Origin of the sequence: Cohnella sp. WQ 127256, from assembly GCF_024519285.1 — a bacterium.
Taxonomy (GTDB): Bacteria; Bacillota; Bacilli; order Paenibacillales; family Paenibacillaceae; genus Cohnella.
This window is the reverse complement of sequence record NZ_JAMZCY010000009.1, coordinates 174,546-200,869: the sequence shown is the minus strand read 5'-3', so window position 1 is coordinate 200,869 and position 26,324 is coordinate 174,546. Positions and strand designations below refer to the sequence as shown.

Annotated in this window: 27 protein-coding genes; 24 read left to right on the top strand and 3 right to left on the bottom strand. The window is 46.5% G+C overall.

Going from position 1 to position 26,324, the window contains the following annotated elements; genetic code table 11:
* Nucleotides 1-6 precede the first annotated feature (6 nt).
* The 16 genes from fabD to ylqF all read left to right on the top strand — a co-directional run bounded on the left by fabD (nucleotide 7) and on the right by ylqF (nucleotide 15,275).
* Nucleotides 7-933 carry an ACP S-malonyltransferase gene (fabD, locus tag M1K58_RS24205; RefSeq protein WP_256761465.1) on the top strand — a complete coding sequence of 309 codons (927 nt, stop codon included), beginning with the start codon at nucleotides 7-9 and terminating at the stop codon, nucleotides 931-933.
* A gap of 45 nt (nucleotides 934-978) precedes the next feature.
* On the top strand, nucleotides 979-1,725 hold the full coding sequence (fabG, locus tag M1K58_RS24200; protein WP_256761598.1) for a 3-oxoacyl-[acyl-carrier-protein] reductase: 747 nt from the start codon (nucleotides 979-981) through the stop codon (nucleotides 1,723-1,725).
* A gap of 150 nt (nucleotides 1,726-1,875) precedes the next feature.
* Nucleotides 1,876-2,109 carry an acyl carrier protein gene (acpP, locus tag M1K58_RS24195; RefSeq protein WP_115990925.1) on the top strand — a complete coding sequence of 78 codons (234 nt, stop codon included), beginning with the start codon at nucleotides 1,876-1,878 and terminating at the stop codon, nucleotides 2,107-2,109.
* A 101-nt stretch (nucleotides 2,110-2,210) separates the two neighbouring features.
* Nucleotides 2,211-3,449 (top strand): beta-ketoacyl-ACP synthase II, encoded by a 1,239-nt coding sequence (fabF, locus tag M1K58_RS24190; protein WP_256761464.1) that lies wholly within the window; start codon nucleotides 2,211-2,213, stop codon nucleotides 3,447-3,449.
* Nucleotides 3,450-3,527: 78 nt separating this feature from the next.
* Nucleotides 3,528-4,229, top strand: coding sequence for a ribonuclease III (gene rnc, locus M1K58_RS24185; RefSeq protein ID WP_256761463.1), 702 nt, complete (start codon nucleotides 3,528-3,530; stop codon nucleotides 4,227-4,229).
* Between the two features lie 30 nt (nucleotides 4,230-4,259).
* Nucleotides 4,260-7,829: a chromosome segregation protein SMC gene (gene smc / locus M1K58_RS24180; protein ID WP_256761462.1), complete on the top strand. Its 3,570-nt coding sequence runs from the start codon at nucleotides 4,260-4,262 to the stop codon at nucleotides 7,827-7,829.
* A 145-nt stretch (nucleotides 7,830-7,974) separates the two neighbouring features.
* Nucleotides 7,975-8,979 (top strand): signal recognition particle-docking protein FtsY, encoded by a 1,005-nt coding sequence (gene ftsY, locus M1K58_RS24175; RefSeq protein ID WP_256761461.1) that lies wholly within the window; start codon nucleotides 7,975-7,977, stop codon nucleotides 8,977-8,979.
* 228 nt (nucleotides 8,980-9,207) lie between these two features.
* Complete coding sequence (gene ylxM, locus M1K58_RS24170; RefSeq protein ID WP_256761460.1) at nucleotides 9,208-9,558, top strand: YlxM family DNA-binding protein; 351 nt, start codon at nucleotides 9,208-9,210, stop codon at nucleotides 9,556-9,558.
* Nucleotides 9,559-9,621: 63 nt separating this feature from the next.
* Nucleotides 9,622-11,001: a signal recognition particle protein gene (ffh, locus tag M1K58_RS24165; RefSeq protein WP_256761459.1), complete on the top strand. Its 1,380-nt coding sequence runs from the start codon at nucleotides 9,622-9,624 to the stop codon at nucleotides 10,999-11,001.
* Nucleotides 11,002-11,041: 40 nt separating this feature from the next.
* On the top strand, nucleotides 11,042-11,314 hold the full coding sequence (gene rpsP, locus M1K58_RS24160) for a 30S ribosomal protein S16 (RefSeq protein WP_256761458.1): 273 nt from the start codon (nucleotides 11,042-11,044) through the stop codon (nucleotides 11,312-11,314).
* Nucleotides 11,315-11,340: 26 nt separating this feature from the next.
* The gene (locus tag M1K58_RS24155; protein WP_256761457.1) at nucleotides 11,341-11,574 is read left to right on the top strand and encodes a KH domain-containing protein; all 234 of its coding nucleotides are present in this window, start codon (nucleotides 11,341-11,343) and stop codon (nucleotides 11,572-11,574) included.
* A gap of 129 nt (nucleotides 11,575-11,703) precedes the next feature.
* The gene (gene rimM / locus M1K58_RS24150; protein WP_256761456.1) at nucleotides 11,704-12,225 is read left to right on the top strand and encodes a ribosome maturation factor RimM; all 522 of its coding nucleotides are present in this window, start codon (nucleotides 11,704-11,706) and stop codon (nucleotides 12,223-12,225) included.
* 2 nt (nucleotides 12,226-12,227) lie between these two features.
* Nucleotides 12,228-12,995: a tRNA (guanosine(37)-N1)-methyltransferase TrmD gene (trmD, locus tag M1K58_RS24145; protein WP_256761455.1), complete on the top strand. Its 768-nt coding sequence runs from the start codon at nucleotides 12,228-12,230 to the stop codon at nucleotides 12,993-12,995.
* A gap of 182 nt (nucleotides 12,996-13,177) precedes the next feature.
* The gene (rplS, locus tag M1K58_RS24140; RefSeq protein WP_256761454.1) at nucleotides 13,178-13,522 is read left to right on the top strand and encodes a 50S ribosomal protein L19; all 345 of its coding nucleotides are present in this window, start codon (nucleotides 13,178-13,180) and stop codon (nucleotides 13,520-13,522) included.
* A 77-nt stretch (nucleotides 13,523-13,599) separates the two neighbouring features.
* Entirely contained in the window at nucleotides 13,600-14,346 is a 747-nt protein-coding gene (lepB, locus tag M1K58_RS24135) for a signal peptidase I (protein WP_256761453.1), read from the top strand.
* Nucleotides 14,347-14,399: 53 nt separating this feature from the next.
* Entirely contained in the window at nucleotides 14,400-15,275 is an 876-nt protein-coding gene (gene ylqF / locus M1K58_RS24130; protein ID WP_256761452.1) for a ribosome biogenesis GTPase YlqF, read from the top strand.
* A gap of 129 nt (nucleotides 15,276-15,404) precedes the next feature.
* Here the strand turns inward: ylqF and M1K58_RS24125 are convergent, their stop codons facing one another.
* From M1K58_RS24125 to M1K58_RS24115, 3 genes are all read right to left on the bottom strand, one after another.
* Nucleotides 15,405-16,211 (bottom strand): alpha/beta fold hydrolase, encoded by an 807-nt coding sequence (locus M1K58_RS24125; RefSeq protein ID WP_256761451.1) that lies wholly within the window; start codon nucleotides 16,209-16,211, stop codon nucleotides 15,405-15,407.
* Nucleotides 16,212-16,239: 28 nt separating this feature from the next.
* Nucleotides 16,240-17,457 (bottom strand): cation:proton antiporter, encoded by a 1,218-nt coding sequence (locus M1K58_RS24120; RefSeq protein WP_256761450.1) that lies wholly within the window; start codon nucleotides 17,455-17,457, stop codon nucleotides 16,240-16,242.
* 62 nt (nucleotides 17,458-17,519) lie between these two features.
* Complete coding sequence (locus M1K58_RS24115; protein WP_256761449.1) at nucleotides 17,520-18,011, bottom strand: cation:proton antiporter regulatory subunit; 492 nt, start codon at nucleotides 18,009-18,011, stop codon at nucleotides 17,520-17,522.
* Nucleotides 18,012-18,835: 824 nt separating this feature from the next.
* Here M1K58_RS24115 and M1K58_RS24110 point away from each other — a divergent pair.
* The 8 genes from M1K58_RS24110 to M1K58_RS24075 all read left to right on the top strand — a co-directional run bounded on the left by M1K58_RS24110 (nucleotide 18,836) and on the right by M1K58_RS24075 (nucleotide 26,318).
* Nucleotides 18,836-20,161: a sensor histidine kinase gene (locus tag M1K58_RS24110; protein ID WP_256761448.1), complete on the top strand. Its 1,326-nt coding sequence runs from the start codon at nucleotides 18,836-18,838 to the stop codon at nucleotides 20,159-20,161.
* A 1-nt stretch (nucleotide 20,162) separates the two neighbouring features.
* Entirely contained in the window at nucleotides 20,163-20,792 is a 630-nt protein-coding gene (locus M1K58_RS24105) for a response regulator transcription factor (RefSeq protein WP_256761447.1), read from the top strand.
* Between the two features lie 133 nt (nucleotides 20,793-20,925).
* The gene (locus M1K58_RS24100; protein ID WP_256761446.1) at nucleotides 20,926-21,378 is read left to right on the top strand and encodes a thiol-disulfide oxidoreductase DCC family protein; all 453 of its coding nucleotides are present in this window, start codon (nucleotides 20,926-20,928) and stop codon (nucleotides 21,376-21,378) included.
* A complete protein-coding gene (locus M1K58_RS24095; protein ID WP_256761445.1) occupies nucleotides 21,368-22,303 on the top strand; it encodes a DoxX-like family protein in 936 nt (311 codons plus the stop codon). Before M1K58_RS24100 ends, M1K58_RS24095 begins: the two co-directional genes overlap by 11 nt.
* Nucleotides 22,304-22,323: 20 nt before the next feature.
* Entirely contained in the window at nucleotides 22,324-23,001 is a 678-nt protein-coding gene (locus M1K58_RS24090) for a DUF4166 domain-containing protein (RefSeq protein WP_256761444.1), read from the top strand.
* Between the two features lie 295 nt (nucleotides 23,002-23,296).
* The gene (locus tag M1K58_RS24085; RefSeq protein ID WP_256761443.1) at nucleotides 23,297-23,923 is read left to right on the top strand and encodes a ribonuclease HII; all 627 of its coding nucleotides are present in this window, start codon (nucleotides 23,297-23,299) and stop codon (nucleotides 23,921-23,923) included.
* A 185-nt stretch (nucleotides 23,924-24,108) separates the two neighbouring features.
* Nucleotides 24,109-26,001 (top strand): hypothetical protein, encoded by a 1,893-nt coding sequence (locus tag M1K58_RS24080; RefSeq protein WP_256761442.1) that lies wholly within the window; start codon nucleotides 24,109-24,111, stop codon nucleotides 25,999-26,001.
* The gene (locus M1K58_RS24075) at nucleotides 25,998-26,318 is read left to right on the top strand and encodes an EscU/YscU/HrcU family type III secretion system export apparatus switch protein (RefSeq protein ID WP_256761441.1); all 321 of its coding nucleotides are present in this window, start codon (nucleotides 25,998-26,000) and stop codon (nucleotides 26,316-26,318) included. The genes M1K58_RS24080 and M1K58_RS24075 overlap by 4 nt, the downstream gene beginning before the upstream one ends.
* The last annotated feature ends 6 nt before the right edge of the window (nucleotides 26,319-26,324 follow it).

Sequence of the window (26,324 nt, the reverse complement as noted above, 5' to 3'; positions counted from 1 at the left end):
ATCACGTTGGGTAAAATCGCATTTGTATTTCCTGGACAAGGTGCACAAGCGGTTGGTATGGGAAAAGACGCTTATGAGAGCAGTGCAGCGGCACGATTGATTTTTGATCAAGCGGATGAAGTGCTTGGCTACTCGATATCGAAGCTGGCTTTCGAAGGACCAGAAGATGAGCTTCGCCAAACGGCAAATACGCAACCTGCATTGTTGGCCACTAGTATTGCTTTGCTTGAATTATTTCGGACACAAAACATAAAGCCAGATTTCGTGGCTGGACACTCTTTAGGTGAATATAGTGCACTCGTGGCTGCTGGCGTATTAGCGTTTGATGATGCGATTCGGTTAGTTCGGGCACGGGGATTATTTATGGAGCAAGCTGTTCCGAGCGGACAAGGTGCAATGGCGGCAGTGTTAGGTGCAGAGCGTGAAGCTCTGCAAACCCTTTGTACAGATGTTACCGCTTCTGGCGCTTTAGTAGAGTTGGCTAATGTCAATTGCCCAGGCCAAATCGTAGTATCCGGTTCAGTGGAAGGTGTTACCGCAATTGTGGAAAGAGGCAAAGAAGCAGGAGCTAAGCGGGTCATCCCACTGGATGTAAGTGGACCTTTTCATTCTTCCCTTATGCAACTTGCGGCGGATAACCTCTCGGCTGAGCTTGCTAAAGTAGAGTTCCATGCCGCTCAAGTTCCCGTTATCGCGAATGTCCATGCTAAGCCTGTTAGTTCAGGAGATGAGCTGCGTAAGCTGTTAGTCAAGCAAGTCGTATCTCCTGTGCAATGGGAGGATACGATAAAGTACTTGATAGGTGAAGGCGTCGATACGTTCGTTGAAATTGGTTCTGGGACAGTACTTGCCGGCCTGATCAAGAAAATCGACAAATCCGTGCAGATTATTTCCGTAAATAGTGCTGCTGCCACGGCTATAGTTGCACAATGAAGCTGAAACAGCGACAATGTACGAGAGGGTGAGCGAGGTATGGCGATGTGGGATTTGAATGGAAAGATTGCCTTGGTTACAGGAGCTTCTAGAGGAATCGGTCGGTCGATTGCGATCGCACTTGCGGAAGCTGGTGCCGATGTAGCGGTTAATTATTCTGGGAGTGAAGCAGCGGCGGCGGAAACCGTTAAGGCGGTGGAAGCGCTAGGACGCAAAGCGATTATGATTAAGGCTAACGTCGGAAAAACTGCGGAATTCGAAGAAATGGTATCCAAAACGATCGAATCCTTTGGTAAACTGGATATACTTGTGAATAATGCAGGTATTACTCGGGATAACCTGATCATGCGTATGAAGGAAGCGGAATTCGACGAGGTTATCGAAACAAACCTTAAGGGTGTGTTCAATGGCCTGAAAGCCGTAACTCGTTCTATGATGAAGCAAAGATCTGGCCGTATAATTAATATTTCATCCGTTGTTGGCGTGTTGGGCAATGCAGGGCAAGCTAACTATGTGGCTGCTAAAGCCGGTGTCATCGGCTTGACGAAGTCGGCAGCCAAGGAGCTTGCAAGTCGTGGGATTACAGTGAATGCTGTAGCGCCAGGCTTTATTGAATCAGATATGACGGACAAGCTCCCAGCTGAATATCGGGAGAAATTGCTTGGAGAAATTCCGATCGGTAGAATGGGCCGTCCTGAGGACATCGCGGCGGCCGTCGTTTACCTGGCTTCTGATGCAGCATCCTACATGACCGGTCAAACGATTCATGTCGATGGTGGCATGTACATGTAGCTTTTAATTGCATCTTGTCAGGTAAGCATGTATTTGAACAACGTGTATGGCGCATCAACGTTATATGCACGAATTGCATAGTTTCTATGCAATGCTTCTATGGCTTTTTGTCTATGATTCACGTATAATACGTTAAGGGAGGTGAACCGGATGTCCGATGTACAAGAACGTGTAAAACGCATCGTTATCGAACGCCTAGGTGTTGAAGAGGCAGAGGTAACAGCCGAAGCATCCTTCAAAGACGACTTAGGCGCTGACTCTCTCGATGTGGTAGAACTCGTTATGGAACTCGAAGACGAATTCGACTTGGAGATTTCAGATGAGGATGCAGAGAAGATCACAACCGTGGGAGAAGTCGTTAAATACATACAATCTCATGCGTAATGATCAACCGGGTCCCGTTATTGCGACGGGACTTCTGCACATTTAAGCACCGTTTCACACTGGGTGCGGGAATAGAATTACCCTGAAGAGGTGAATAGGTTTTGACACAGCGTGTTGTCGTCACAGGAATGGGAGTCGTAACGTCTCTCGGTTCCGATTTGTCTACGTTCTGGAACAATTTGTTGGACGGCAAATCAGGAGTCAGTCTAATTGAAGCATTCGATACTACTGAATATACAACAAAGATAGCTGCAGAAATTAAGGGTTTCGATCCTAGTCTATACATGGATAAGAAAGAATCTCGGAAAATGGATCGCTTCGTGCAATTCGGCGTGGCGGCTAGTAAGTTAGCTGTAGAAGATGCAAAGCTCAATATTGGCGAGAATGCGGATGCTGAGCGCGTCGGCGTCATTATTGGATCAGGTATCGGTGGTTTAGGTACTTGGGAGGATCAACATACGATTCTAATGGAGAAGGGTCCACGTCGTGTAAGTCCGTTCTTCATTCCGATGATGATTGCTAACATGGCTAGTGGTCAAGTTTCCATGACGATTGGTGCTAAAGGTCCGAATACAGCTGCTGTATCGGCTTGTGCATCGGGAAGTAATGCCATTGGCGACAGCTTTAGGATGATTCAACGCGGAGATGCGGATGCCATGATTTGTGGTGGCGCAGAAGCGACGATCAGACCAGTTGGAATGGCAGGCTTCTGCTCGATGAGAGCGATGAGTACTCGTAATGAAGAGCCTGAGAAGGCTAGTCGTCCGTTTGATAGTGATCGTGATGGATTTGTTATGGGAGAAGGCGCGGGTGTTCTTATTCTGGAATCACTCGAGCATGCACAGCAAAGAGGAGCTCGTATCTATGCTGAGATTATTGGTTATGGAATGAGCGGTGACGCTCATCATATGACCGATCCAGATCCGGATGGAGCTGCACGTTGTATGAAGATGGCCTTGAAAGACGCAGGAATCGCACCTGAGGATATCCAGTATATTAATGCTCATGGAACTTCAACAGGTGCCGGTGATAAGTCGGAAACAACTGCGATCAAGAAGGCATTCGGTGACCACGCTTACAAGCTGGCAGTAAGCTCGACCAAGTCGATGACTGGGCATTTGCTCGGAGCTGCTGGTGGAGTAGAGGCGGTTATTCTGGGTCTAACGCTCCAGAACGGTATCATACCGCCAACCGTTAATCTTGATAATCAAGATCCGGAATTAGATTTGGATTATGTTCCGAATAAACCGCGTGAAGCGGATCTGCAAGTGGCTTTGTCGAACTCCTTTGGATTCGGCGGTCATAACGCGACCATTATCATGCGTAAATACGAAGCCTAATAAGCGCGTGAACGTCGACGCAGGCGGCATATGCTGCCTGCGTCGGTTGTTTATGGGGTGAAGTTGAGGTGAGAGCTCATGAAAGACGTATTTCATCAATTGCAAGAGCGTATTAATCTGAATTTTCGTAATCCAGCGTTGTTGAAGCAAGCCTTCACTCATACATCCTATGTGAATGAGCAACGCGGAGCTCGAATTGCCGATAACGAGCGGCTGGAGTTTCTCGGCGATGCCGTGCTTCAGTTAACTGTATCAGAGTACTTATACCGCCTCTATCCGGATTCTCCGGAAGGGGAAATGACCCGTTTGCGGGCAAGTATCGTCTGCGAACCATCGCTTGTCCGTTTTGCCGAGACGCTCGAATTCGGGCAAGTCGTGCTGCTCGGCAAAGGGGAGGAGCAAACGGGAGGCCGAACTCGGCCATCTTTGCTTGCGGACGCATTCGAAGCGTTCCTTGGAGCTCTTTATTTGGATCAAGGATTAAATGCTGTGCGTGCTTTTCTAGATCGCAATTTATTTTCTCAGCTACCACGGGATGGACAGGCTCCACTCAAGGATTTCAAAACAGAGCTGCAGGAGAAGGTTCAGCAATTATCGATGGGTGCACTAGATTATCGAATTGTGGAAGAGCGGGGACCCGCGCACGATCGAGAATTTGTCGCTATCGTAGTCATTGGCAAGCAACGCCTTGGTCAGGGGATTGGGCGTTCGAAGAAGGAAGCGGAGCAACAGGCAGCTTCTGAGGCGCTCCTTACGTTTGCAAAGCAATATCCCGGGTAAACGACCGACTCGAGAGGGGAAAGTATCCTAATGTTTTTGAAAAGAATCGAGCTATCTGGGTTTAAGTCATTCGCGGATCGGACAGAGCTTGAATTTGTTCCTGGTATCACTGCAGTGGTCGGACCAAATGGCAGTGGTAAAAGCAATATTTCTGATGGTATACGGTGGGTGCTTGGTGAACAAAGTGCAAAATCCCTCCGCGGCGGCAATATGCAGGACATTATTTTTGCCGGAAGTGATACACGGAAAGCCGTTAATATTGGCGAGGTTTCTTTAACGCTCGACAATATGGACAAAGCGTTGCCTCTGGACTTCAGCGAAGTTACGGTTACACGACGCGTTCACCGTAACGGGGATAGTGAATATTTAATTAATAAGCAGCCATGCCGGCTTAAGGATATTACCGAGCTATTTATGGATACGGGAATCGGCAGAGAGGCTTATTCTATTATCGGGCAAGGTCGTATTGAGGAAATATTGAGTACGCGTTCCGAGGATCGGCGGGGCATATTCGAAGAGGCTTCCGGTATTGTTAAGTATAAGAGCCGTAAGAAAGAAGCCCAGAAGAAGCTTGAGGATACCGAGGGAAATTTACTGAGGATCCACGATCTTGTTAGTGAGCTCAAAAGCCAGATCGAGCCGTTACAGGAGCAGTCTGAGAAAGCTGAAGCCTATAAAACGTTAAAAGAAGATTTGAAAAATAAAGAAATTGCGCTGTACGTTCATCAGATCGAGGGAGTACATACTTCCTGGACGCAGACTAACGAACGATTAGCCAGTCTTCGCGAGGAACAACTTGGACTATCGACTTTCGTGAGCAAGCATGATGCCCTTTTGGAAGAAGAACGTCAAGCATTAGTTCAGTTGGAGGAATTGCTAGAGAAGCTTCAAGATGAATTGCTTCGTTGCAGTGAGGATACCGAGAAGTCGGAGGGCTACGTCGAATTGCTTAATGAACGACGTGGACACCTGGAACGTACTCGGGAAGGGCTGCAGCTTTCTTTGGCATCGGCAGAAGAACGCTTTGAACAAGCGACAGCCGAGGAAATCGTGCTTAAGGCGAAACGAGTTCAGCTTGAGACTGAACTGGCTGGGCTGTCAGCGAAGCTGTCTGATGAAGAAGAAAGATTGGCTCTTGCGGATGGAAGCACAGAAGTCGAGGAACGACTTAAGGCAGAGCTATTCGACACGTTAAATGCGATGGCGCAAGCACGTAATGATATTCGTTATGGCGAAGGTCAACGGGAAGTGCTGGAGCGCCGGGTTGCTCGGATAAAGGAAGAAGAAATTAAGTGGCAGGAACAGATGGATGCAATTCAAGTTAAGCGTGAGTTGCTTGACGAGAGGGTTGCAATTGTCGCTCGTACACTTATGGAAGTGCGGGATCGCTATGTCGCCGAAGGAACTCGTTCGAGTGAAATTCAGCGCAAGCTAGAGGAAGCACAAGCTTCTGTACGCCGTTTCGAGCAGAAGAAGGAAGCCTTGGTGTCTCGTAGGGATACCATTAAAGAGCTTCAAAACGATTATGATGGTTTCCAGCATGGCGTGCGTGAAGTGCTTAAGTCGTCCAAACGCGGTACTCTACACGGCGTTCATGGTGCAGTAGCGGAGCTCATCAGTGTTCCTGGTCATCTCGAGGTTGCCATTGAAACTGCTCTTGGTGCAGCGCTTCAGCATATCGTCATGGAAGATGAGAAAAGCGCACGCACCGCGATTGCTTATTTGAAGCAGCGTCAGTCGGGACGAGCTACGTTCCTACCGCTTGATGTAATCCGGGCCAGGAACATGTCAGATAGTGACAGACGTTCACTGGAACAGACAGAAGGCTTCATTGGCATAGCTTCGGAGCTTGTTGGCACCGAACCGAAATATTCGGCTATTGTCAGTAGTATGCTAGGAAATGTTCTGTTAGCAGAGACATTAGAAGTGGCTAATCGAATTGCATCCAAGCTCCAATATCGTTTCCGTGTTGTCACTCGTGACGGTGATATCGTAAACGCTGGCGGTTCTATGACGGGTGGTAGCCTTCAGAAGAAATCGTCCAGCTTGCTCGGTCGTCAGCGTCAGCTCGAGGAGCTAGAGCGTGAGATCAAAGAAGCGGAAACGGCTAGGGAGAATGCGAAGGTAGAAGTCGATGATTTGAAGAAAGAGCTGGCGCAAGTCGGACAAAATATTGAGCTGCTTCGCAATCAAGGGGAGCAAGAGCGTCTGAAGGAGCAGCAAGTATCTGGAGAGCGTGGGCAATTGGCGCAAGATGAGAAGTTGCTTGAGGAGCAACATACAGCGATGCTCGGAGAGAGAGCGGCTTTCAATGCGGAAGCTGGCGGACTGAATTCCAGTAAAGAAGAAGCCGAAGCTCGGCTTGCTTCCCTTACGGAAGAGGAGCAACGCATTCAAAGTCGGATTAGCGAGGCGGAGGAGCTTCGTCGCAAGAGTGCATCGGCGAAAGAAGAACTGCAAGCGACGCTTACTGATTTGAAGATTTCTATCGCACGTCTTGAACAGGATCGTAGTGCATTGGATGAGCAAATAACCCGTCAATCTGCTGACTTGTCCCGTTTAACTACGGAGAGGAAGCAGTTCAAGCAATCTCTTGAACAGAATGAAGCGGAATCTACTCGTACAAACGAAGAATCCGTGGAGCATAGAGAACGCTTGAATGAGCTACGTATTCAGAAGAAGCAGTTTACGGAAAATATTGAATTTAAGCGCGCAGATCGTGCGGAGAAACATCGTGAGCTAGAGCGTAAGGAAGGCGAGACAAAGGAACAGCGGTCGAAGCTGCGAAATGTTGAGGAAGGCTTACGCCAAGCGGAAATCGCGGTAAACCGGATGGATGTCGAGCTCGATAACCTGCTACGCAAGCTAACAGAGGAATATGAGATCGGGTTCGAGCTTGCGAAGGAACGATATCCGATGCCTGAGGATATTGTGGGTACCCAGAACGAAGTGCGTGATATGAAGCGGAAAATATCTTCGCTTGGGGATGTTAACTTGGGTGCGATCGAGGAATATAAACGCGTATTCGAGCGTTTCCACTTTCTAGCCGAGCAAGAAAATGACCTTATCGAAGCGAAAACGAAGCTACATGGGATTATCCGTGAGATGGATGATGAGATGTCCAAGCGCTTCCGGACGACATTCGAGGAAATACGCAAGCATTTCGTTGTTGTATTTGGGCGGATGTTCGGTGGCGGACGAGCTGATCTTATCTTGGCTGAGCCTGATCGTCCATTGGATACAGGTATAGATATTGTCGCCCAACCGCCAGGTAAGAAGCTAACAAACCTACAGTTATTGTCTGGTGGAGAGAGAGCTCTTACTGCCATAGCTTTATTATTTGCTATCCTGCACGTTAAACCAGTACCCTTCTGCGTGCTCGATGAAGTTGAAGCAGCACTCGATGAAGCCAATGTTGCTCGTTATGCACAATACATGCGCGAATTCTCGGATTCGACCCAGTTCATCGTCGTTACTCACCGTAAAGGGACGATGGAGGAAGCAGATGTGCTTTATGGGGTTACAATGGAAGAGGGCGGCGTATCGAAGCTCGTTTCCGTTCGATTAGAAAATTCCGAAGAAATGATGGTAACGGCCTAGTTAGTCGGATGCTCAACGATCGAAATAGCGGAACCATGTTCCGCTAATAGCGCCGAAACCAGCTCGCCGGTCAACCCAATGTGCGATAGTGTTACACTGAATATTTTAGAAGAGTAAGATTAGCAATAGGCTGGAGGAAACAAATATGAGTTTTTTCAAGAGACTTAAGGAATCCATTGCTTCCAAGACTGAGGCGGTAACGAGCAAATTCCGCGAAGGTTTGGCGAAGACACGAGAAGCTTTCGTCGGTAAAGTTGCGGAGCTGTTCAGCAGACGCAAGAAAATAGATGAAGAGTTTTTTGAAGAGCTTGAAGAAATCCTGATCGGAGCCGACGTCGGCGTCAATACCGTTATGGGATTAATTGATGAATTGCGTGATGAAGTGAAAAAGCGCAAAATCGAGCTCCCTTCTGAGCTTCAGCCGATCATGTCCGAGAAGCTTGTCGCTATGTTGCAAGGGTCGAGTCAAGAGATTGGCATTAATGAAAACCCTAACGGAATAACGGTTATCTTGTTCGTCGGCGTGAATGGTGTTGGTAAAACAACAACGATCGGGAAATTAGCATGGAAGTATAAGCAGCAAGGCAAGAAGGTGCTGCTAGCTGCAGGAGATACTTTCCGCGCAGGAGCAATTGAGCAATTGGAAGTATGGGGTGGACGTGTCGGAGTAGACGTTATCAAGCAGGAGTCCGGATCTGATCCTGCAGCGGTAATGTTCGATGCTGTTCAAGCAGCTAAGCGACAAAACGTTGATGTACTAATCTGCGATACAGCGGGACGACTCCAGAACAAATCCAATTTAATGGAGGAGCTTGCAAAGATCCATCGCGTTATCCAACGTGAAATCCCAGGTGCACCGCACGAAACTTTGCTTGTTCTTGATGCAACGACGGGACAAAACGCGCTTCAGCAAGCTAAAATGTTTGGCGAGAAGAGTGGTGTTACCGGATTAGTGTTGACTAAGCTAGATGGAACGGCCAAAGGTGGAATCGTTATCGCGATTCGGAACGAGCTGTCGCTTCCCGTCAAGTTCGTTGGACTAGGGGAGAAGATGGACGACCTGCAGCATTTCGATGCAGATCAGTTCGTGCACGCTTTGTTCGCCGATCTGGCGGGTAAAGATGAGTCGGAGGATACAGAAGCGGAGTAACCCATCACTTGTTGATTCCTGATTCTGCAATACCCAAGTGGGCTTGATGTCCATGGAAATGATTAATATTAAGATGTTAAGGGATTTACCTTGACATCTTATTTTTTTTTGGGTAACATAGTGAAAGTAGTTTGGTTGTAAAGGTCTTTGCCTTGACAATGAGATGCGATGTCGTAAGCTAGATCATCGAGCACGATTGAATCGCAGCTAATGAAGGGGGCAACCATTGTGAGCGGGGAGAATGCACTAGAGAAGACGAACCGAATCAATGAGTTGTTTGATTTTTATGGACCCTTGTTAACCGAAAAGCAGCAGACGTTCTTGAAATGTTATTTTCACGATGATTATACATTAGGGGAAATAGCCGCCGATTTTCAGATTAGCAGACAAGCGGTTTATGAACATCTCAAGCGGGCTGAGCAAGTGCTAGAGGAATATGAGTCCAAGCTTCAGCTAGCAGACCGGCACGCAAGAATGAATGCAGGCATTGATCAGCTTGAATCTCAGATTGCCGATCTACCTCATGAGTTGCAGCAATCTCTTATCGAGACTGCGTCTAAGCTGCGAAATGCAGAATGACATTTCAGAACCTAAGAACAATAATAGATTACGTATAAACCGTTCCGAAGGAGGGATGGGACTATGGCATTTGAAGGATTATCAACTCGGCTTCAGAATGTGTTCGGCAAGCTGAAGGGTCGAGGTAAAGTCACAGAGGATGACGTCAACGAAGCGATGCGCGAGGTGCGCCTAGCGATGTTGGAAGCAGACGTTAACTTCAAGGTTGTCAAAGACTTCATCGCTAAGGTGAAGGAAAAAGCGACAGGACTTGAAGTTGTCAAGAGCTTCACTCCTGCGATGGTCATCATCGACATCGTAAACAAAGAATTGACTGAGCTAATGGGTGGAACACAGGAGAAGCTCGCGAAAGCAAGTAAACCTCCAACAGTCATCCTAATGGCAGGTTTGCAAGGGGCAGGTAAAACAACCCTAACGGGTAAGTTGGCCAAGCTTCTGCAATCCCAGAACCATAAGCCGCTTCTCGTAGCTGGCGATATTTATCGTCCTGCCGCCATTAAGCAGCTTCAGGTGCTTGGGGGTCAGATCGATGTGCCGGTATTTACACTTGGCGATCAGGTCAGTCCTGTTGAAATTGCGAAGCAAGGTGTTCAATTAGCTAAAGAGCAAGGTAACGATTACGTTCTGATCGATACGGCTGGTCGTTTGCAAATTGATGCTGAGCTTATGCAAGAAATCAAAGATATTCATTCGGCTGTCAATCCCGATGAAGTTCTACTAGTCGTCGATGCAATGACAGGGCAAGAAGCCGTTAACGTCGCGCAGAGCTTCCACGAACAGCTTGCTTTAACCGGAGTCGTTCTTACAAAGCTTGACGGAGATACTCGTGGGGGTGCCGCACTTTCCGTTAAAGCTGTAACCGGCTGTCCAATTAAGTTTGCTTCTACTGGGGAGAAGATTGACCAGCTTGAAGCGTTCCATCCCGATCGGATGGCTTCGCGGATACTCGGCATGGGCGATATGCTTTCACTCATCGAGAAGGCGCAGACGAACATGGATGCGGAGAAGGCTGCGGAGATGGAGCGCAAGATGCGCACCGCGGATTTCACCTTCGATGACTTCCTTGAGCAGATGGAGCAGGTTCGTAAAATGGGACCGCTAGATCAACTCTTGGATATGATGCCTGGAATGAACAAGCTTAAAGGCAATCCGAACTTCAAGATCGACGAGAAACAAATCGCACGTACCGAAGCGATTGCCAAGTCGATGACGAAGGTGGAGAAGAAGAAGCCTGATATCATTAACTACAGCCGTCGTAAACGGATTGCGGCAGGAAGTGGAACGACGTTAGCCGATGTTAACCGATTGCTTAAGCAATTCGAGGATATGAAGAAAATGATGAAGCAGTTTTCCGGCATGATGGGCCCTAAAGGTCCTAAGGGTGGCATGAAAGCCATGAAAAACATGTTCGGTGGCGGCAAGAATATGAAATTCCCATTCTAAATTCGTTCTAAATAATTTCTACTTAAGGAGGTGAAAGTTAATGTCAGTTCGTATTCGTTTGAAACGTATCGGTGCTCATAAAGCTCCATTCTATCGCGTAGTTGTTTCGGATTCCCGTTCGCCACGTGATGGTCGTTTTATTGAAGAAATCGGCGTGTACAATCCGGTTACTAATCCGGCTCAAGTACAAATCGATGAAGAAAAAGCTTTGAAATGGCTGCAAGACGGCGCACAAGCGTCCGATACAGTTCGCAACCTTCTTAGCAAAGCCGGTGTCATGAAGAAATTCCACGAATCCAAGCTCCAGAAGTAATCGTCTAAATACCGGAGGGCTGAGCCATGGAACAATTGATTCGGGTTATTGCCCGAGCGTTGGTGGATCATCCGGAAGACGTGCAAATTCAGGTCAAGGAAGACGCGAGAGGCCTGGTGTACGAGCTTTCCGTTCATCCCGACGATGTCGGCAAAGTAATCGGCAAGCAGGGACGTATTGCTAAAGCGGTACGTACGGTAGTCTCTTCTGCTGCAGTTAAAGAGCGGAAGCGCGTCATCGTGGACATTGTCTCAGAATAATTGGCAGTTTAAGCCGTATCGTGCGTTAAGCATGGTGCGGCTTTTTGATGCGTTCATTTGCGAAATTTGACTCCGGTGCTATATTATAAGTACTGAAGTTTTTGTAGCGAATCGAAGGGAGTTTATTACATGTCTGAAGAACGTTTGCTCAATATAGGTAAAATTGTGAACACGCACGGCATTAAAGGTGAGCTAAAAGTATGGACGCAAACTGATTTTCCTGAGGTTAGATTTAAGCCAGGAAGTAAGCTATTGATGTTTCCTCCTGAAACAGGTGAGCCAATTACGATTGAAATTGTTTCTTCGCGTGAACAAAAGGCGATGTATGTCATTAAAGTCAAAGGCTTCGATAACATTAATCAGGTTGAAAAATATAAAGGCTGGGAACTAAAAGTAACAGACAACGAGCGTGTACCCCTGCCAGAGGGTGAGTACTACTACCGTGATATCGTTGGTTGTGAAGTTGAATCGGAGGAAGGAGAGCAACTTGGATCAGTAAAGGATATTATGTCCACAGGAGCTAACGATATATGGATCGTGAAGATGAGTAATGGCAAGGAGCTTCTCATTCCGGTTATCGATGATGTTCTTATTGATGTTGATGTCGCAGCTCGAAAAATTAAAGTGCGTTTGTTGGAAGGGTTGCTCTAGAAATGCGTATTGATGTGTTAACATTATTCCCAGAAATGTTTACGGGTGTATTTGGCTCTAGTATTTTAGGTAAAGCAAGGGACAAAGGAATTGTTTCCCTAAATACTGTGAATTTCCGTGACTTCTCAAACAATAAACATAATACGGTTGATGATACGCCATACGGTGGCGGTGGCGGTATGGTTCTGAAAGCGGAGCCGATCTTTGGAGCGGTTGAGCATTTACTTACGGAGAACGAACAACGAGCTACAGGAGTGAAGCCGCGGATCATTCTCATGTGCCCACAAGGAACACCGTTCTCTCAGGAGATCGCGCAGGAGTTGTCCAATGAATCACACCTGATCTTCATTTGCGGTCATTACGAGGGCTATGACGAGCGCATACGAGAGTTCCTCGTAACGGACGAGCTGTCGGTTGGAGATTATGTGCTTACCGGTGGAGAGCTACCAGCTATGGTTGTCGTTGATTCTGTAGTTAGGCTGCTTCCCGGTGTGCTAGGAAATGATCAATCTGCGGTGACAGATTCCTTCAGCGATGGATTACTCGAATATCCGCATTATACGAGACCGGCTGAGTTCCGAGGGTGGAAGGTTCCAGATACGCTGTTATCTGGTCATCATGCGGAAATTATCAAATGGCGGAGAAGACAATCGCTTGAGCGAACGTTAGTCCGTCGCCCAGAGTTGCTTGAACAAGCTGAGCTGACTCTAGAGGAGCGTAAGTGGCTGCGAAAAGTACGAATGGAACGTGAACAAGCTACGAAGCCATAAAGCTATGGTTGTAATTTATTCGTGAATATGATAAAATTTCAAATGTTGTTTTGTCTAGCTGCTCCATCTGGAGCTGACTGATAGAAAACACAAGTAGGACGGTCCTCTACACGCCATGATCCGAATGCAAGACATTGGGGGAGCGGGGTAAGAACGTCTGTTATGGAAGGAGTGAACACTTAATGAGTAACCTTATTCAAGCGATCACGCAAGAGCAATTGCGCAAGGACATTCCTAGTTTCCGTCCAGGCGATACGCTTAAAGTACACGTGAAAGTCGTCGAGGGTACCCGTGAGCGCGTACAGTTGTTCGAAGGCGTTGTTATTAAACGTCGCGGCGGCGGTATTAGCGAAACTTTCACGGTTCGTAAAATTTCTTATGGCGTTGGTGTAGAACGTGCTTTCCCAGTACATTCCCCACGTTTAGAAAAGATCGAAGTGGCTCGTCGCGGTAAAGTTCGCCGCGCGAAACTGTATTACCTACGCAACCTGCGTGGTAAAGCAGCACGGATCAAAGAAATTCGATAATTGGCGTCAGAGGAGGGCTTGGCAGTGTTCAAGTCCTCCTTTTTGTATTTTTATAAGAAAGCTTGAGGCGATTGCGGATGGATCAACATCAGAATAATAAACCAAACGAATCAGCCGAGCTAGGAACAAACGTTGCTTCCGATGATCAAGCGATTCGCGATCAACAACTAGAGGGTTCACGGGGTGAACGCGTAGCAAGCTCGGAGCAGGGTGCTTCTGGTTCTGGCGGACCTAATCAACCGAACACATCTCGTGCTGGGAAAGAATTAACAGAATGGATTAAAGCATTAGCCATTGCAGGGATACTCGTATTCGTCATAAGATGGTTTCTCGTGAGTCCGTTTATTGTGGATGGTCCCTCGATGCAGCCCAACTTCTTGAATCGCGAACGAATCATTGTTAATAAAATTTTGTACGATATTCGCGAACCTAAACGCGGAGAAGTAATCGTATTTCACGTTCCTGATGAAGGACGGGATTTCATTAAGAGAGTCATTGGGGTGCCGGGAGATACGGTTAAGGTCGAAGGCGATCAAGTATACATAAATGGGGAACCATTGGACGAAACTTACTTAAAGAGTGCGTATGATGAGGCTCATGCAGCAGGAGTCTTGTATAATAAACAAAATGATGAACGCTCGAACTTTCCAAACAACGAATTTCCAGAGGGTACAGTGCCTGAGGGTACAGTGTTCGTCATGGGGGATAATCGTTCAAACAGTGAGGATAGCCGAATGATCGGTTACATTCAAATGGATGAGATCGTCGGACGTGCTGACTTGATCTTCTGGCCGATTAAAGAATTTAAACTAGTGAAGCATTAAGCTGGCGAGGGGACTCCCCCTCGCGTTTCTTTATGTATGAGAGGTGATCTACGATGACGATACAATGGTTTCCCGGACATATGACCCGGGCGAAACGACAAATCGAAGAAAAGCTTAAACTTATCGATGTCGTATTCGAGCTGTTGGACGCTCGCATTCCGCAATCGAGCCGAAATCCGATGGTCGATGAAATTACAAACTCGAAGCCGCGTCTTGTCTTGTTGAATAAGGCAGATTTGGCGGACCCCGAGCAAACGGCGGAGTGGAGCCGATATTTCCGTGCGAAGGGCCTTGCGACACACGCGATAGATGCGAATGTAGGCACAGGAGTTAAAGATCTTGCAAGCAAAGCGAAGGAACTGGTGAAAGAGAAGATCCAGCGCCAAATCGACAAAGGGATGAAGCCCCGTCCGATTCGTGCGCTTATTGTTGGAATACCGAATGTGGGGAAGTCGACTCTCATCAACCGTCTAGCTGGGCGTAGTATTGCCATTACTGGTGATCGTCCAGGCGTAACAAAGGGGCAACAGTGGATCCGTTTCGGTGGAGAGCTTGAGCTCTTGGACACCCCTGGGATTTTGTGGCCTAAATTCGATGATCCTATCGCAGGCTTCCGACTTGCAGCTACGGGTGCAATCAAGGAAGATGTCATTCATATTGATGAAGTTGCTTGCTTCGTGCTACGGGTGCTTGTGGAGAATTATAGCTCTGCCTTAAGTGAACGATATGGACTGGAAGGGCTTCCGTCGGAATTGCCGGATATGCAGTCGGCGATTGAAGTTCTGGAGAGTATTGGTAGACGTCGTGGGTGTATCGTAAGTGGAGGAAATGTTGATTACGAGAAGGCTGCGACATTACTACTGAGAGACCTTCGATCAGGCAAGCTTGGACGGATGACACTGGAAGGTCCTGATGACTTAACACAATAGACCTTCCAGCTTCCGTGCTTTAATATCCTTTCAAATCTCAACAAGCTTATCAAGTGAGTTCATTAAGCCCATTCCGATCTTTGATTGTTAAAGAGGGGAGTGGGTTTTATTCTATCCCCAAGGACGGCGTTAGCCGTTTATGCTTGGATCCTTGTTAGCTTCGAGAAACCCCATGACCGTATCATTAAACTGACGGGGCTGACACAGATTGCTTGGATCAAATGAATCTTCGATCAGCTTGAACCGTGAATTGGGAATCAATTCTGCTGTTTCTTGCATCCGACGTATACCATCCGACGAAAAATCTCCAACCACACATAAGGCAGGGACTTTAATATGAGGTAGCAATGAGGTATGGTCGACCTTGCTAAGTGCGATTCTTTGTTTGATCCAATTTGTCGGTCTTTTTTTGAGGGTTTCATTTCTTAAAGCGCTATAGGCTATGTTCCATCTATAATAAGTTATTTTTAGAGAACGTAGAAATAATTCACTAGGCAGATAGTAAGTTACCCAAGAAGCTGCTTGGATTACAGAAGCTAACTTGCCGAACAAACCGTTCATCTTATTGTTACTGTAGCTGTCCGATAGAATGATGGCACTAACCATTTCCGGATATAAATAAGAGAATTTCTGAACCAATAAGCCACCATCTGATACTCCTATGAAAACCGCTTTTGAAATGTCCAAATATTCAAGTAGCATTTTAATATCGTTGGTTTGGGCTATCATGATTTCATCGTTTGATATTTTCAAATCTCCGGATTTTCCATTTCCCCTTAGATCAACGAGGACAACCTTGTATTTTTTGCTAAAGTATTGGATTTGAGGAAAGAACATTTCATGGGATAATCCATGACTATGAATAAAAATGAGGGGTGTTCCACTCCCATGAATTTCATAAAATAATGAAGTTCCGTTTATATTCAACATCGTCATCCTATTCATCTCCTTCTCAGCTGATAAATTACACTTTCCCCTCCTGTTTCTTATTACCTCTTAAGGTACTAATCTTATGAAATAAGTTATAGACTCTTTTGGATTCTTTGGTTAATAACGGGCCTAATACGGATAGGATCAATACATATAAGACTGCAAAAGATTGTATGGACGGAAGTAGCCCACCCGCTTTACCGATGCTTGCCATAATAATCGAAAATTCTCCCCTTGAAACTAATGTAAATCCAATATTAAGAGAAGAACGTGTTGAAATGCCTGCGATGCGTCCGGCTAATAATCCAGAAACCACATTTCCTATGAGTGTCAGGATCACGGCAGCAATGGCCATCCATACCGCGCCACCGAGAGAAAGGGGATCGATTGTTAGTCCAAAGCTAAAGAAGAATAGGGCACCGAAAATATCACGAAAAGGTAATACTAAATGCTCGATTCGTTTCACATGGGCGGAATCTGCTAATACAAGTCCAATTAATAATGCACCTATTGCCTCTGCGACATGAAGTGTTTCCGAGAAGCCTGCTGTCATAAACAAGGCAGCTAAAATGATTAATAAGAACAATTCTGAGGATTGAATGTTAATTGCTCTATCGATATATTTGATTACTTTCCTACCGAATATAATGAACACCAGGATAAAGATAAGAGCAGAGAACGTGGTGATCAAAATGCCCGATATGGAAGTAGCCCCGCTTAATAATAATCCGGATAATATGGACATATGAATGGCGATAAACAAGTCATCAAACATAATCATACCCATAATAATTTCTGTTTCAGGATTTGCTGAGCGCTTGAGATCGACTAACACCTTGGCAACGATTGCCGTTGATGAGCTTGTCATGATTCCGCATACGACTAGAGTCTCTTTGATAGGGAGCTCCAATACCCATCCTAGAAGTAACCCGGATACGAAATTAATAAGAATATAGACTAAGCCGCCGATAATAATTGATTTTCCCGATTTCACCAACCGACTGACTGAGAACTCTAGGCCTAAATAAAAGAGTAAAAATAAAATACCGAGCCGTCCCAAAAAATCAATAAATACTGAACTCTCAATGAAGCGTAAGTCGATCATCCCGAAATGAGGTGCGTGCGGACCAACTGCCATACCAATTAAAATGTAAAAGGGAATGACGGAAAATTTTAATTTATTTGCGAGGACTCCTACAATTGCAAGCAAGGCAATTGCTAGACCGACTTCAAAAACGATTGTATCTACCATTGGTACCCCCTATTGAACTGAATTCATTGCATATAAGCTTGGAATAAGCTGTAAATCGAAGCTTATTCAATTCCACGTAGAAACTGTTTAAACATTTTCAGTTGTAATCTTTCTCCGGCTACGACTAAGGTTGAATCAGCTTGCAAAATATAATCGGGTCCCGGATTAATTTGTTTATTATGGTTCTTTTCAACGACAGCAATGATTGTGGCGCCAGTCGTTTGACGGATGTTCAACTCACCGATATTTTTACCTAAATACGAAGTATTAGCTTCTACTTTAAGCCATTCAATTGTTAGATCGTTCAAGGCAATGTCGATCGAGTCCAGTGCTCGTGGAGTATAGTTCATTCCCCCAATAATAGCTGCAATTAACCTCGCTTCGTCATCGTCGAGGGTGACCATAGATAGGCTTTCCTCAGGATCTTGATGATGGAAATGGTAAACCTCTCTACGCCCATCGTCATGAATGATAATGACCATTTTGTCTCCACTGCGTGTTTCCATCAAATACTTATGCCCGATTCCAGGCAAGTCAGATTCTCTAATATTCAATTGAATAACCTCCGCGATAATGTAATGGTTTTTTTGTGTATATGAAACACGACTTCTCTTCAGCTTGAAAAAAAGCGTAGAGAAATAAGGGGTGTAAAATAAATTCGGATAAAATTAGCATGCCAAAATAAAGGTTCTACCCTTGAGTATTAAATCGTTGTGTGAATAGATATGAACAGGCTCAAAAAAGAAAGTAGTAAGGTAGGGGAAATTAAAGAAAAGGATTAGATTACACGATGGAGGTGGAAGTGAGTTTTATAGGCATTAGAAATAAACGTTTAATAAGAGTTGAAATAATAGAGAAACGTTTATAAATCGGGGTTGTCAGTAGGGGGACAAAAACCTGCTTAATCAAAAAGATGACAAAAGCAACAAGTTCAGGAGTCAAACCGACTCTTAGGATCGATGCGGCAGGACGTGGCTTGACGAAAGACTTTAGCTTGTAGTCGGATAGAACCTGTGAAGTTTCTTTCACTACAGACCGCACCTCAACATGGTGGGTAGATATAAATGTGAAACTGATTAAAACGAACATTAGAGTAATGAACTGTATGATGCGACGGCCTAAGTGGTCATGCTTTTTTAATATCACGTGAGCACCTCCTTAGGAAACAGATTTGGCATTAAGTACATACATGGAGTAACGAATAAGACACTACCATAGTATTCATACTGCCTTAATGTTAGTATAGTACCCAAATCAAGTCAAGGAACCTACTGGGATTTAGCGAGAAAAAACCAATGTAATTTGCGAAGACTAGGAGATAAATGGGTAGCGAGGGAGCTTTTAGAAAGCTGCTTTTCCGGTGGGAGGATAGATCAAAATGCTATATTACTTCGCGATACTTCTAGTGTCAGCACTCATACTAATCGTCAGCAACCCAAGAAGTGAAAGTAATCGTTGGGCAGCGATTTTCCTAGTCTCCGCTTCTTTAGGAGGGCTTATAGATGAACTGCGTGACGCTCGTTATGAAGGTTGGGCTGATGCAATCCAATTTGTGAATTTGACGGTTACGCCCTATGCGGTCGTTATTTTTTGTATGTCGTATTCCGATCTAGTGAATCAAGATAAATGGAAATCATGGCTAAAAGGTTTGTTACTTATTCCTGTTGCAATGATGGCTGTGATCACCAAATTTGAACCTGTCATGGCAATTAATTATAAGCTGGTGCTAACATGGGCTGCTCCTTACTATTTAGGTGGATGCTGTTTGCTCGTTGTATCGCTATGGATGGAAAACAATCATGGCAGATGGAGAAATAGGTTAGTCACAACCTTGATCATCGTGCCCACATTGCTGGCTGCACTCCTTTTTATTTATGTTGCTAAAGTGATTTATCCCAATTTTGAGTTTTTCGAGTATGTATCCTATTTCTTAATCTATTCCTTTGGGATGGCCGTATTATGCGTATTTGTTTATGGTGTTCTAGGAGTAAGACTACGATTCGAGCGAGATCCGTTGGATAATACGATGAAATCCGTAAGTACAGGGGCCAGGTTACTGAATCATACATTGAAAAATGAGATTGGAAAGATCGCAATTAGCTCTGAAAATTTGAAAAGAGGTATAAGTACCGAGGACGAGCTATCACAGCAGCACTTGCGAATCATAACGGATTCATCGGATCACATGCTTGCTATGGTGGAGCGAATTCATAGCCGAATGAAAGATATTGTGCTCAAGCCCGAGCTCTGTAGGCTGGATTTGCTGGTAGAGCAATGTCTCGCACATAATCAACTCCGAATGGATAAAGACGGGATAGCCGTATATAAGGATTTTTTCGTGAGGCCAACACTCTTATGCGATCCCGTTCACTTGAAAGAAGTCATAGATAACCTCTTATTGAATGCAGCGGAAGCAATGAAGGAGGGGGGAACAATTCGCGTTGTTCTATCCGAGAATGGCAAGGGACTAGCTTTGTCGATAGAAGATACAGGAGCGGGAATTGCAGACGATGTTGTTGCCCATGTGTTCGAGCCCTTCTACAGTACCAAAAATAATAGCGGGAATTTCGGACTAGGGTTATCCTATGTGTACAATGTGATGCGTAAGAGCGGCGGATCAGTCGATATTTCTAGTCGCGTTAACGAAGGAACGCGGTTTACATTGCATTTCCCAAGGAAGAAGAAGGAAAAGGGGGGGATTTGAGATGTCGAAGACGAATCATATCAAGGTGTTGTTAGTAGAGGATGATCCCGATTGGGTCAAAGCGATGACGGCATTTTTGAACCATGAGGAAGACATCCTTGTCGTTGGCGCAGCTATGCAGTCTGCAGAAGCGATCAGGCTAGCAAGGACGCTTGAGTTCGATGTGGTACTCCTGGATATTCAGCTAACGGAAGGTGGAATGGAGGGGATCAACGTTGCTGTGGAAATGCACGACATCCATCCGGCCAAAATTATTATGTTAACTTCGGTAAATGAGGAGAGCATCATTACTCAAGCTTTTACAGCGGGGGCTGTGAATTATATCGAGAAAACAAGGTTTAAAGACATTCCGCAGGCTATTCGTAGCGCCTACCATCACCCATCGGCGATGGATGCATTACTAAAGGAATATGCTCGTCTGAAGCGTGAGGAGCAATTACAGGAGCTTACCCCAGCAGAGCGTGAAGTGTTCGAGTTGATAGAGGAAGGAAATACGCAACCGCAAATCGAACAAAAGCTTCATAAAGCGGAAAGTACTCTCAAAAACCAGGTGAACAAAATACTGAAAAAGCTTGGCGTAAAGAGCAGCAAGGAAGCTGTGGAGAAGGTACGGAGGAAAGGCTTACGGTAGGATGAAATTACCCGAATGTTGACGGTGGGTACTATACTTCGTAGTACCTTATTTGCGTTTGACCCTTGAAAGTTGGTACTGAGCAAGAGCGCCTCTAAGATTTATAATCAAGGTAGTGAAGGGGGGACGTGCTATGAGACATATAGAGAGTCAATTAGGCGAGCCCATAATTTTACTTATAGATGGACAGTGCAATTTGTGCCATGGGATTACTCGATTTGTTATTAAGCGAGATCCACGAGCCCAATTTCGATTTGCTTCACTACAATCTGAAGTAGGACAGCAGCTGTTACTTAAAGGTGGCTTGCTTAGGAATGACTTGGATACTTTCGTAATGATCGATAACGATCGTTACTACACAAAATCGACAGCGGCACTTCGGACTTGCCGGAAGCTTGGTAGGTTGTGGACTTTATTATTTGTTGCAAGGGTCGTCCCATTATTCATCCGTGATCGGGTGTATGATTTCATTGCCAGTCGACGTTATCGGTGGTTCGGCCATCAGGAAAGCTGTCTAATTCCTACGGAAAGCATCCGCAGCCGATTTCTAGATTACGGATGGGAGAGTGATAAGGATGAAGTCTAAACCGATCTATGTGGAAATCAAGATGCAGACGAAGCTGGATCAATTGTGGAAATATACCCAAACGCCAGAGCTCCATCAGGAGTGGGATTTACGATTTTCTGAAATTGCCTATTTACCTCGTGAGATTGGCGATCCACTGCAAAAATTTCTTTATCGGACGCGGATAGGGTTTGGTCTTAACATAAAAGGAACCGGAGAAACAAAGGCAATAACACAGGATCAGGAGGATCAACCAGTGTCTACATTGAAATTCGGATCGGAGCAACGGATATCTCTAATCCGCATCGGTGGGGGGTATTGGAAATACAAGCCGGATAGTAATGGAAGAGAAATTACGTTTATTACGCAGTACGATTACCAGACAAGATTTGGCGCGGTTGGCAGATGGATGGACAGGCTGTTGTTTCGTCCGCTATTTGGTTATGCGACGGCTTGGAGCTTCGATCGATTGAGGATATGGCTGGAAAAAGGGACTGCCCCTGTGATCACAATGGAACGGACACTCGGCCATTATTTGTCGGTCATCTCGCTCATGCTTATATGGTTATATCAGGGTATAGTGCCTAAGCTACTGTTTCCGGAGTCTGGAGAGATGACACTCCTTCGGAAGACGGGATGGTTTCCCGGATCGGAAGAGGTCATACTGTCTATTGTTGGAGCTGCTGAGGTTGGTTTTGCCTTACTTCTCTACTTCAAGCATCGTAAGAAATGGGTTTTCAAGCTTCAGGCATTGGCGCTGCTAGTGCTTGGTATTGCTGCCATAATAGGAAGCCCCGAGCTTCTGCAAGCGTCGTTTAATCCTCTGACGCTGAGTATAGCAATGGGCGTTCTGGGACTGTTTGCAATGAGAACGATTCATGATTTGCCGAATGCTGCGAACTGTCTTCGTCGGCCGAGTCCAAAATCGATAAAAGCGGGAAGCTGAACAGAGAGAGGAGATTTAAGATGACGTCAATTTATGAGCAAGTATTGGGAGATGATTTTGGTAAGCTACATCCCCGCATCCAGCAGCGTTTCAGTTTTAGTAGCGTTGATAGAATAGCCTCGATCGGACGAGGGGTAATGGATCGGATATGGTACTCCAAATGGGCAGCACTTCCTCTATTTGTAGGTGCGTCTCGCAACATTATGTTCCCTCAGGGAGGAGAGAAGGTTCCTTTTACAATCGGAAATTATGCTTATCTGGATTCCTTCGGACGTGAAACAGTGACATGGTGTCGGAAGTTCAAATTTCCAAATGCGATCCGTTGCTTCGACGCTACGATGATCTATAGCTCAAAGCGGCAGAAGATCGTAGATTATTTGGGAACGAAGCAGCACCTTGCGGTAGATTTGCAAATGTCGGTACAGGACAATGGTGGCATTAAAATCCGTTCCGGGGAGCAGCGCTTCTACGAGAGGGGGATTCAATTTCGCTTCCCGTCACTCTTTACGGGTATTGCTGAAGTATGCGAATGGTTTGATGACGAAGAAGAGACGTACAAAATTTCTGTTGAGGTGACAAACCGGATTCTCGGACCTGTTTTCCGCTACAACGGTCGATTTCAAGCTCAGTTTGAGCAGGTGGATGCTACGAGTGTTCCGCTGGATGCAATGCCGTTGCGTGAGGAGCGTCGGGAATGATGAGGTAATGGTGGCGAATAATTGTCCCGATTTAACGGATAGATCGATGAAAAGTCGTAAATTAACGTATGATTGGTTAGATGTCATGAAAAGCTTAGCCATACCTGCGTTAACTTGGTTTATTTGTATGGGAGTTATTTGAGGGAATGATATTATATCTAAAAAATGACGAACGGTAGTTTGATTAACGCCCATTTAAAGGGTGTTTTTTTGTGTGTTCGAAAATAAAACTTGGCATCCGGCAATTCATGACTGACAATAGGAAGACGGTTTGGATTTAGGAGGCAATTAATAGATGAGCGACATAAATCGATTGGAATATGAGAGTACGTTGTGGGCGCAGGGCTTATCGGCGGTTGCAGGTGTGGACGAGGTTGGACGGGGCTGTTTGTTCGGGGATGTCGTTGCCGCGGCAGTTATTTTACCCGTTGGACTAGTACTCGAGGAAGTAAATGACTCGAAGCAGCTGAGCGAGAAAAAACGGGACAGACTATACGATCTCATTATGAGCGAAGCGGTTGCATGGTCTGTAGCTCGTGTTGAAGCTTCTGTTATCGATACGATTAATATTAGGCAAGCTTCGAGATTAGCTATGAAACAAGCCGTGCAAGACTTGAGTGTGTCCGCACAGTATCTACTTATCGATGCGGAAACCGTGGATCTGAATATCGAGCAGATGGCCATTATTAAGGGCGACAGCTTAAGCCAATCGATTGCAGCTGCATCGATCGTCGCCAAGGTTACGCGTGATCGACTTTGCGTGGAAGTATGGGATTCGTTATATCCTGGCTATGGGATAGCAGCACATAAAGGATATGGTACGAAGGTTCATCGGGAAGCTCTGCTTGAGCTAGGACCAACTCCATTGCATCGTCGAAGCTTTCTAAAGGGATTATTTATTGAACAGCAGGAGTTATTCTAGGGGTGGATGAGAAGAATTTCATTCACTAGATAGGGCTCAAATACCGATACATAAAGTAATGAGATGTGAGCTTGCACATTGAAAATGATAGATTTGAAATGGAAACAGTGACTAGGAATATCTACGTGTAAAAAAGCTGACTTTTTTGAACAGTATACGAAAGTTGTTGGTTAGGAGGATGAGGAATGAGCATGAATATCGGCCCCATGCTTCGGGCCATGATGGGGGACGCCCAACCAGCGGATGGACGTGCGCTGGAGTTGAAGGTCGGTCAAATCGTTCGAGGCGTCATCTTGGAGCTCTTGGAAAACCAAGAGGCTTTGGTTAACATCAACGGTGTTCAGGTGAAGGCTAAGCTCGATGCGGAAATTCAAGTGGGGAAAAGTACTCTCCTGCAAGTTCAGTCAGGAGGAACCGGTGGGTTAGTCACACTGAAGACACTAGCGGATTTATCGGAGATGCTACCTGAAGAAGGACTGAAGGATGTACTGAAGACGTTTGGCTTACCAGAGCAAAAATGGGCAATGGACATGCTGCGCGGATTGAAGCGTGACGGTCATCCGATTGGGAAGGAGGCTGCGGCGTATTTTAATACGGCGGCCGCTTTGAAGCCTGCCGGTGTTGACGCAGCTTCGTGGGCCAGCGCGTCTGATGTCGCATTTCGGCGGGGGTTAACGCCTACAGAGACGACGATATCGTCCCTTAGGCAAGCGTTGTTTGGCCAGCCCATTCATGAAGAACTCGCGAATTTGCGTACTGCCGTTGAAAGCTGGCTGGGTGGGGCAAAGGCTCCTTCAGCGGATGCAGCAGCACTAGGACAAAAGCTCCAAAGCTTGTTATCTCAAGGTGCTGCGTTACTAGCAGAAGGAGAAACCCAGCTATCAGGAGATGAAGGCACCAGTCAGTCTGCGACATCCAAGGGATCGGATGGAGACAAGACGCAAGCAGCTAACTTGTTGAGAAATGCAGCCACGGGGTCGACATTGTCTGGGGAGCTGAATAAGACCGCTACGGACGCGGCTGCTACCAAGGGCGATGTAGGGGCTGGGAAAGTAGTATCGAATGCTGCTTCACAAGCGACGCCGCCGGTTTCTGTTGCTCCGCAAGCTGGCGCCGGCGGAGCGAGTGCAGCGCAGCCGGACGCATCGCGCGCGGCTGCTTTACCAAACAATGCGCCGCCCGCCGCGGCCTTCCAGGCCCCATCGGTGGCAGAGAACCAAGCAGCGGCGGCGAATCGCCCAGCCACTGCAGCTAATGCTAGCGCGGTGGCCGACAGCGCCCGCGCCATGAACCAGGCTGACGCTTCGCAGTCGTCAGCCCCTAAATCAGAAGCGGCGTGGATAGGCCGCTTCCTGCAATGGCTCGGCGTCGGGCATGAGCGTCAGCTCATGCACAACGTCGAGCCGCGGATGTTGCCCGGCGATAACGCCGGGCTTCCGGTAGGCACAGCCGCAGCTCTTGCGTCCGGGGCGGATGCCCCCGGACAAGAGTCGCGGCCTGCCGCGGAGTCGCTCAAGGGCGCGTTGCTCGCCCTTGCGACGCATGACGATGTGCCTCCCATGATCCGGGAGGCGGCACAAACTCTGGCCAATCAGGTAACCGGCCAGCAGCTACTACTTTCCTCCGATCGGAGCACAGTAGCTCCGTTCAGCCATATGACGCTTTTCGTACCTATGAAGGGCTCGGATGGAGATACAACAGCCACTGTCCATGTTCAAACGCGACGCAGTCGTCGTGGGGAATGGGACGTTGACAATTGTCATATGCTGTTTGATTTGAAGATGCGCAATTTAGGAGATACACTCGTAGATGTGCAAGTTGTCGACCGAATCGTCTCTTTGAAGTTACTCAGTGACTTTCCAGGGATGCCGCTGCTACTTGACGCTGCTCGCGAAGAGCTAGCTACGGGGATGTCGTCTGCGGGATTTCAGCTCTTATCGCTAACAACTTCACCTCTTCCGCAATGGAAGAGCGGCTCAGCTGCTTCAGCATTGTCTTCAGCAAGTGGAGAAAAAGGAACCGCGATTGCAAGTGCATATGCTACCAAACCGTACAAGGGAGTCGACTATAAAGCATGAATCCTTCGGGCGCCCACAAACGGAATGTTCCCAAAAAAGCGGTAGCACTCAAGTATGAACCGGAACAAGGCTCTGCGCCTACGATTATCGCCAAAGGCCAAGGTGCCATAGCTGACGAGATTATGCGACGAGCACAAGAGAACGGAATTCCCCTTCAGGAGGACTCCTCCCTTGTAGAGGTCCTCTCCAAGCTAGACTTGAATCAGGAAATTCCCCCTGAGTTATATCAGCTTGTCGCAGAAGTGTTGAGCTTCATATACCGGTCTGATCGTCGTGCCGGATTAAATAGCAAAAGCAATAAACAAATCTTGCCTTGAGGTGAT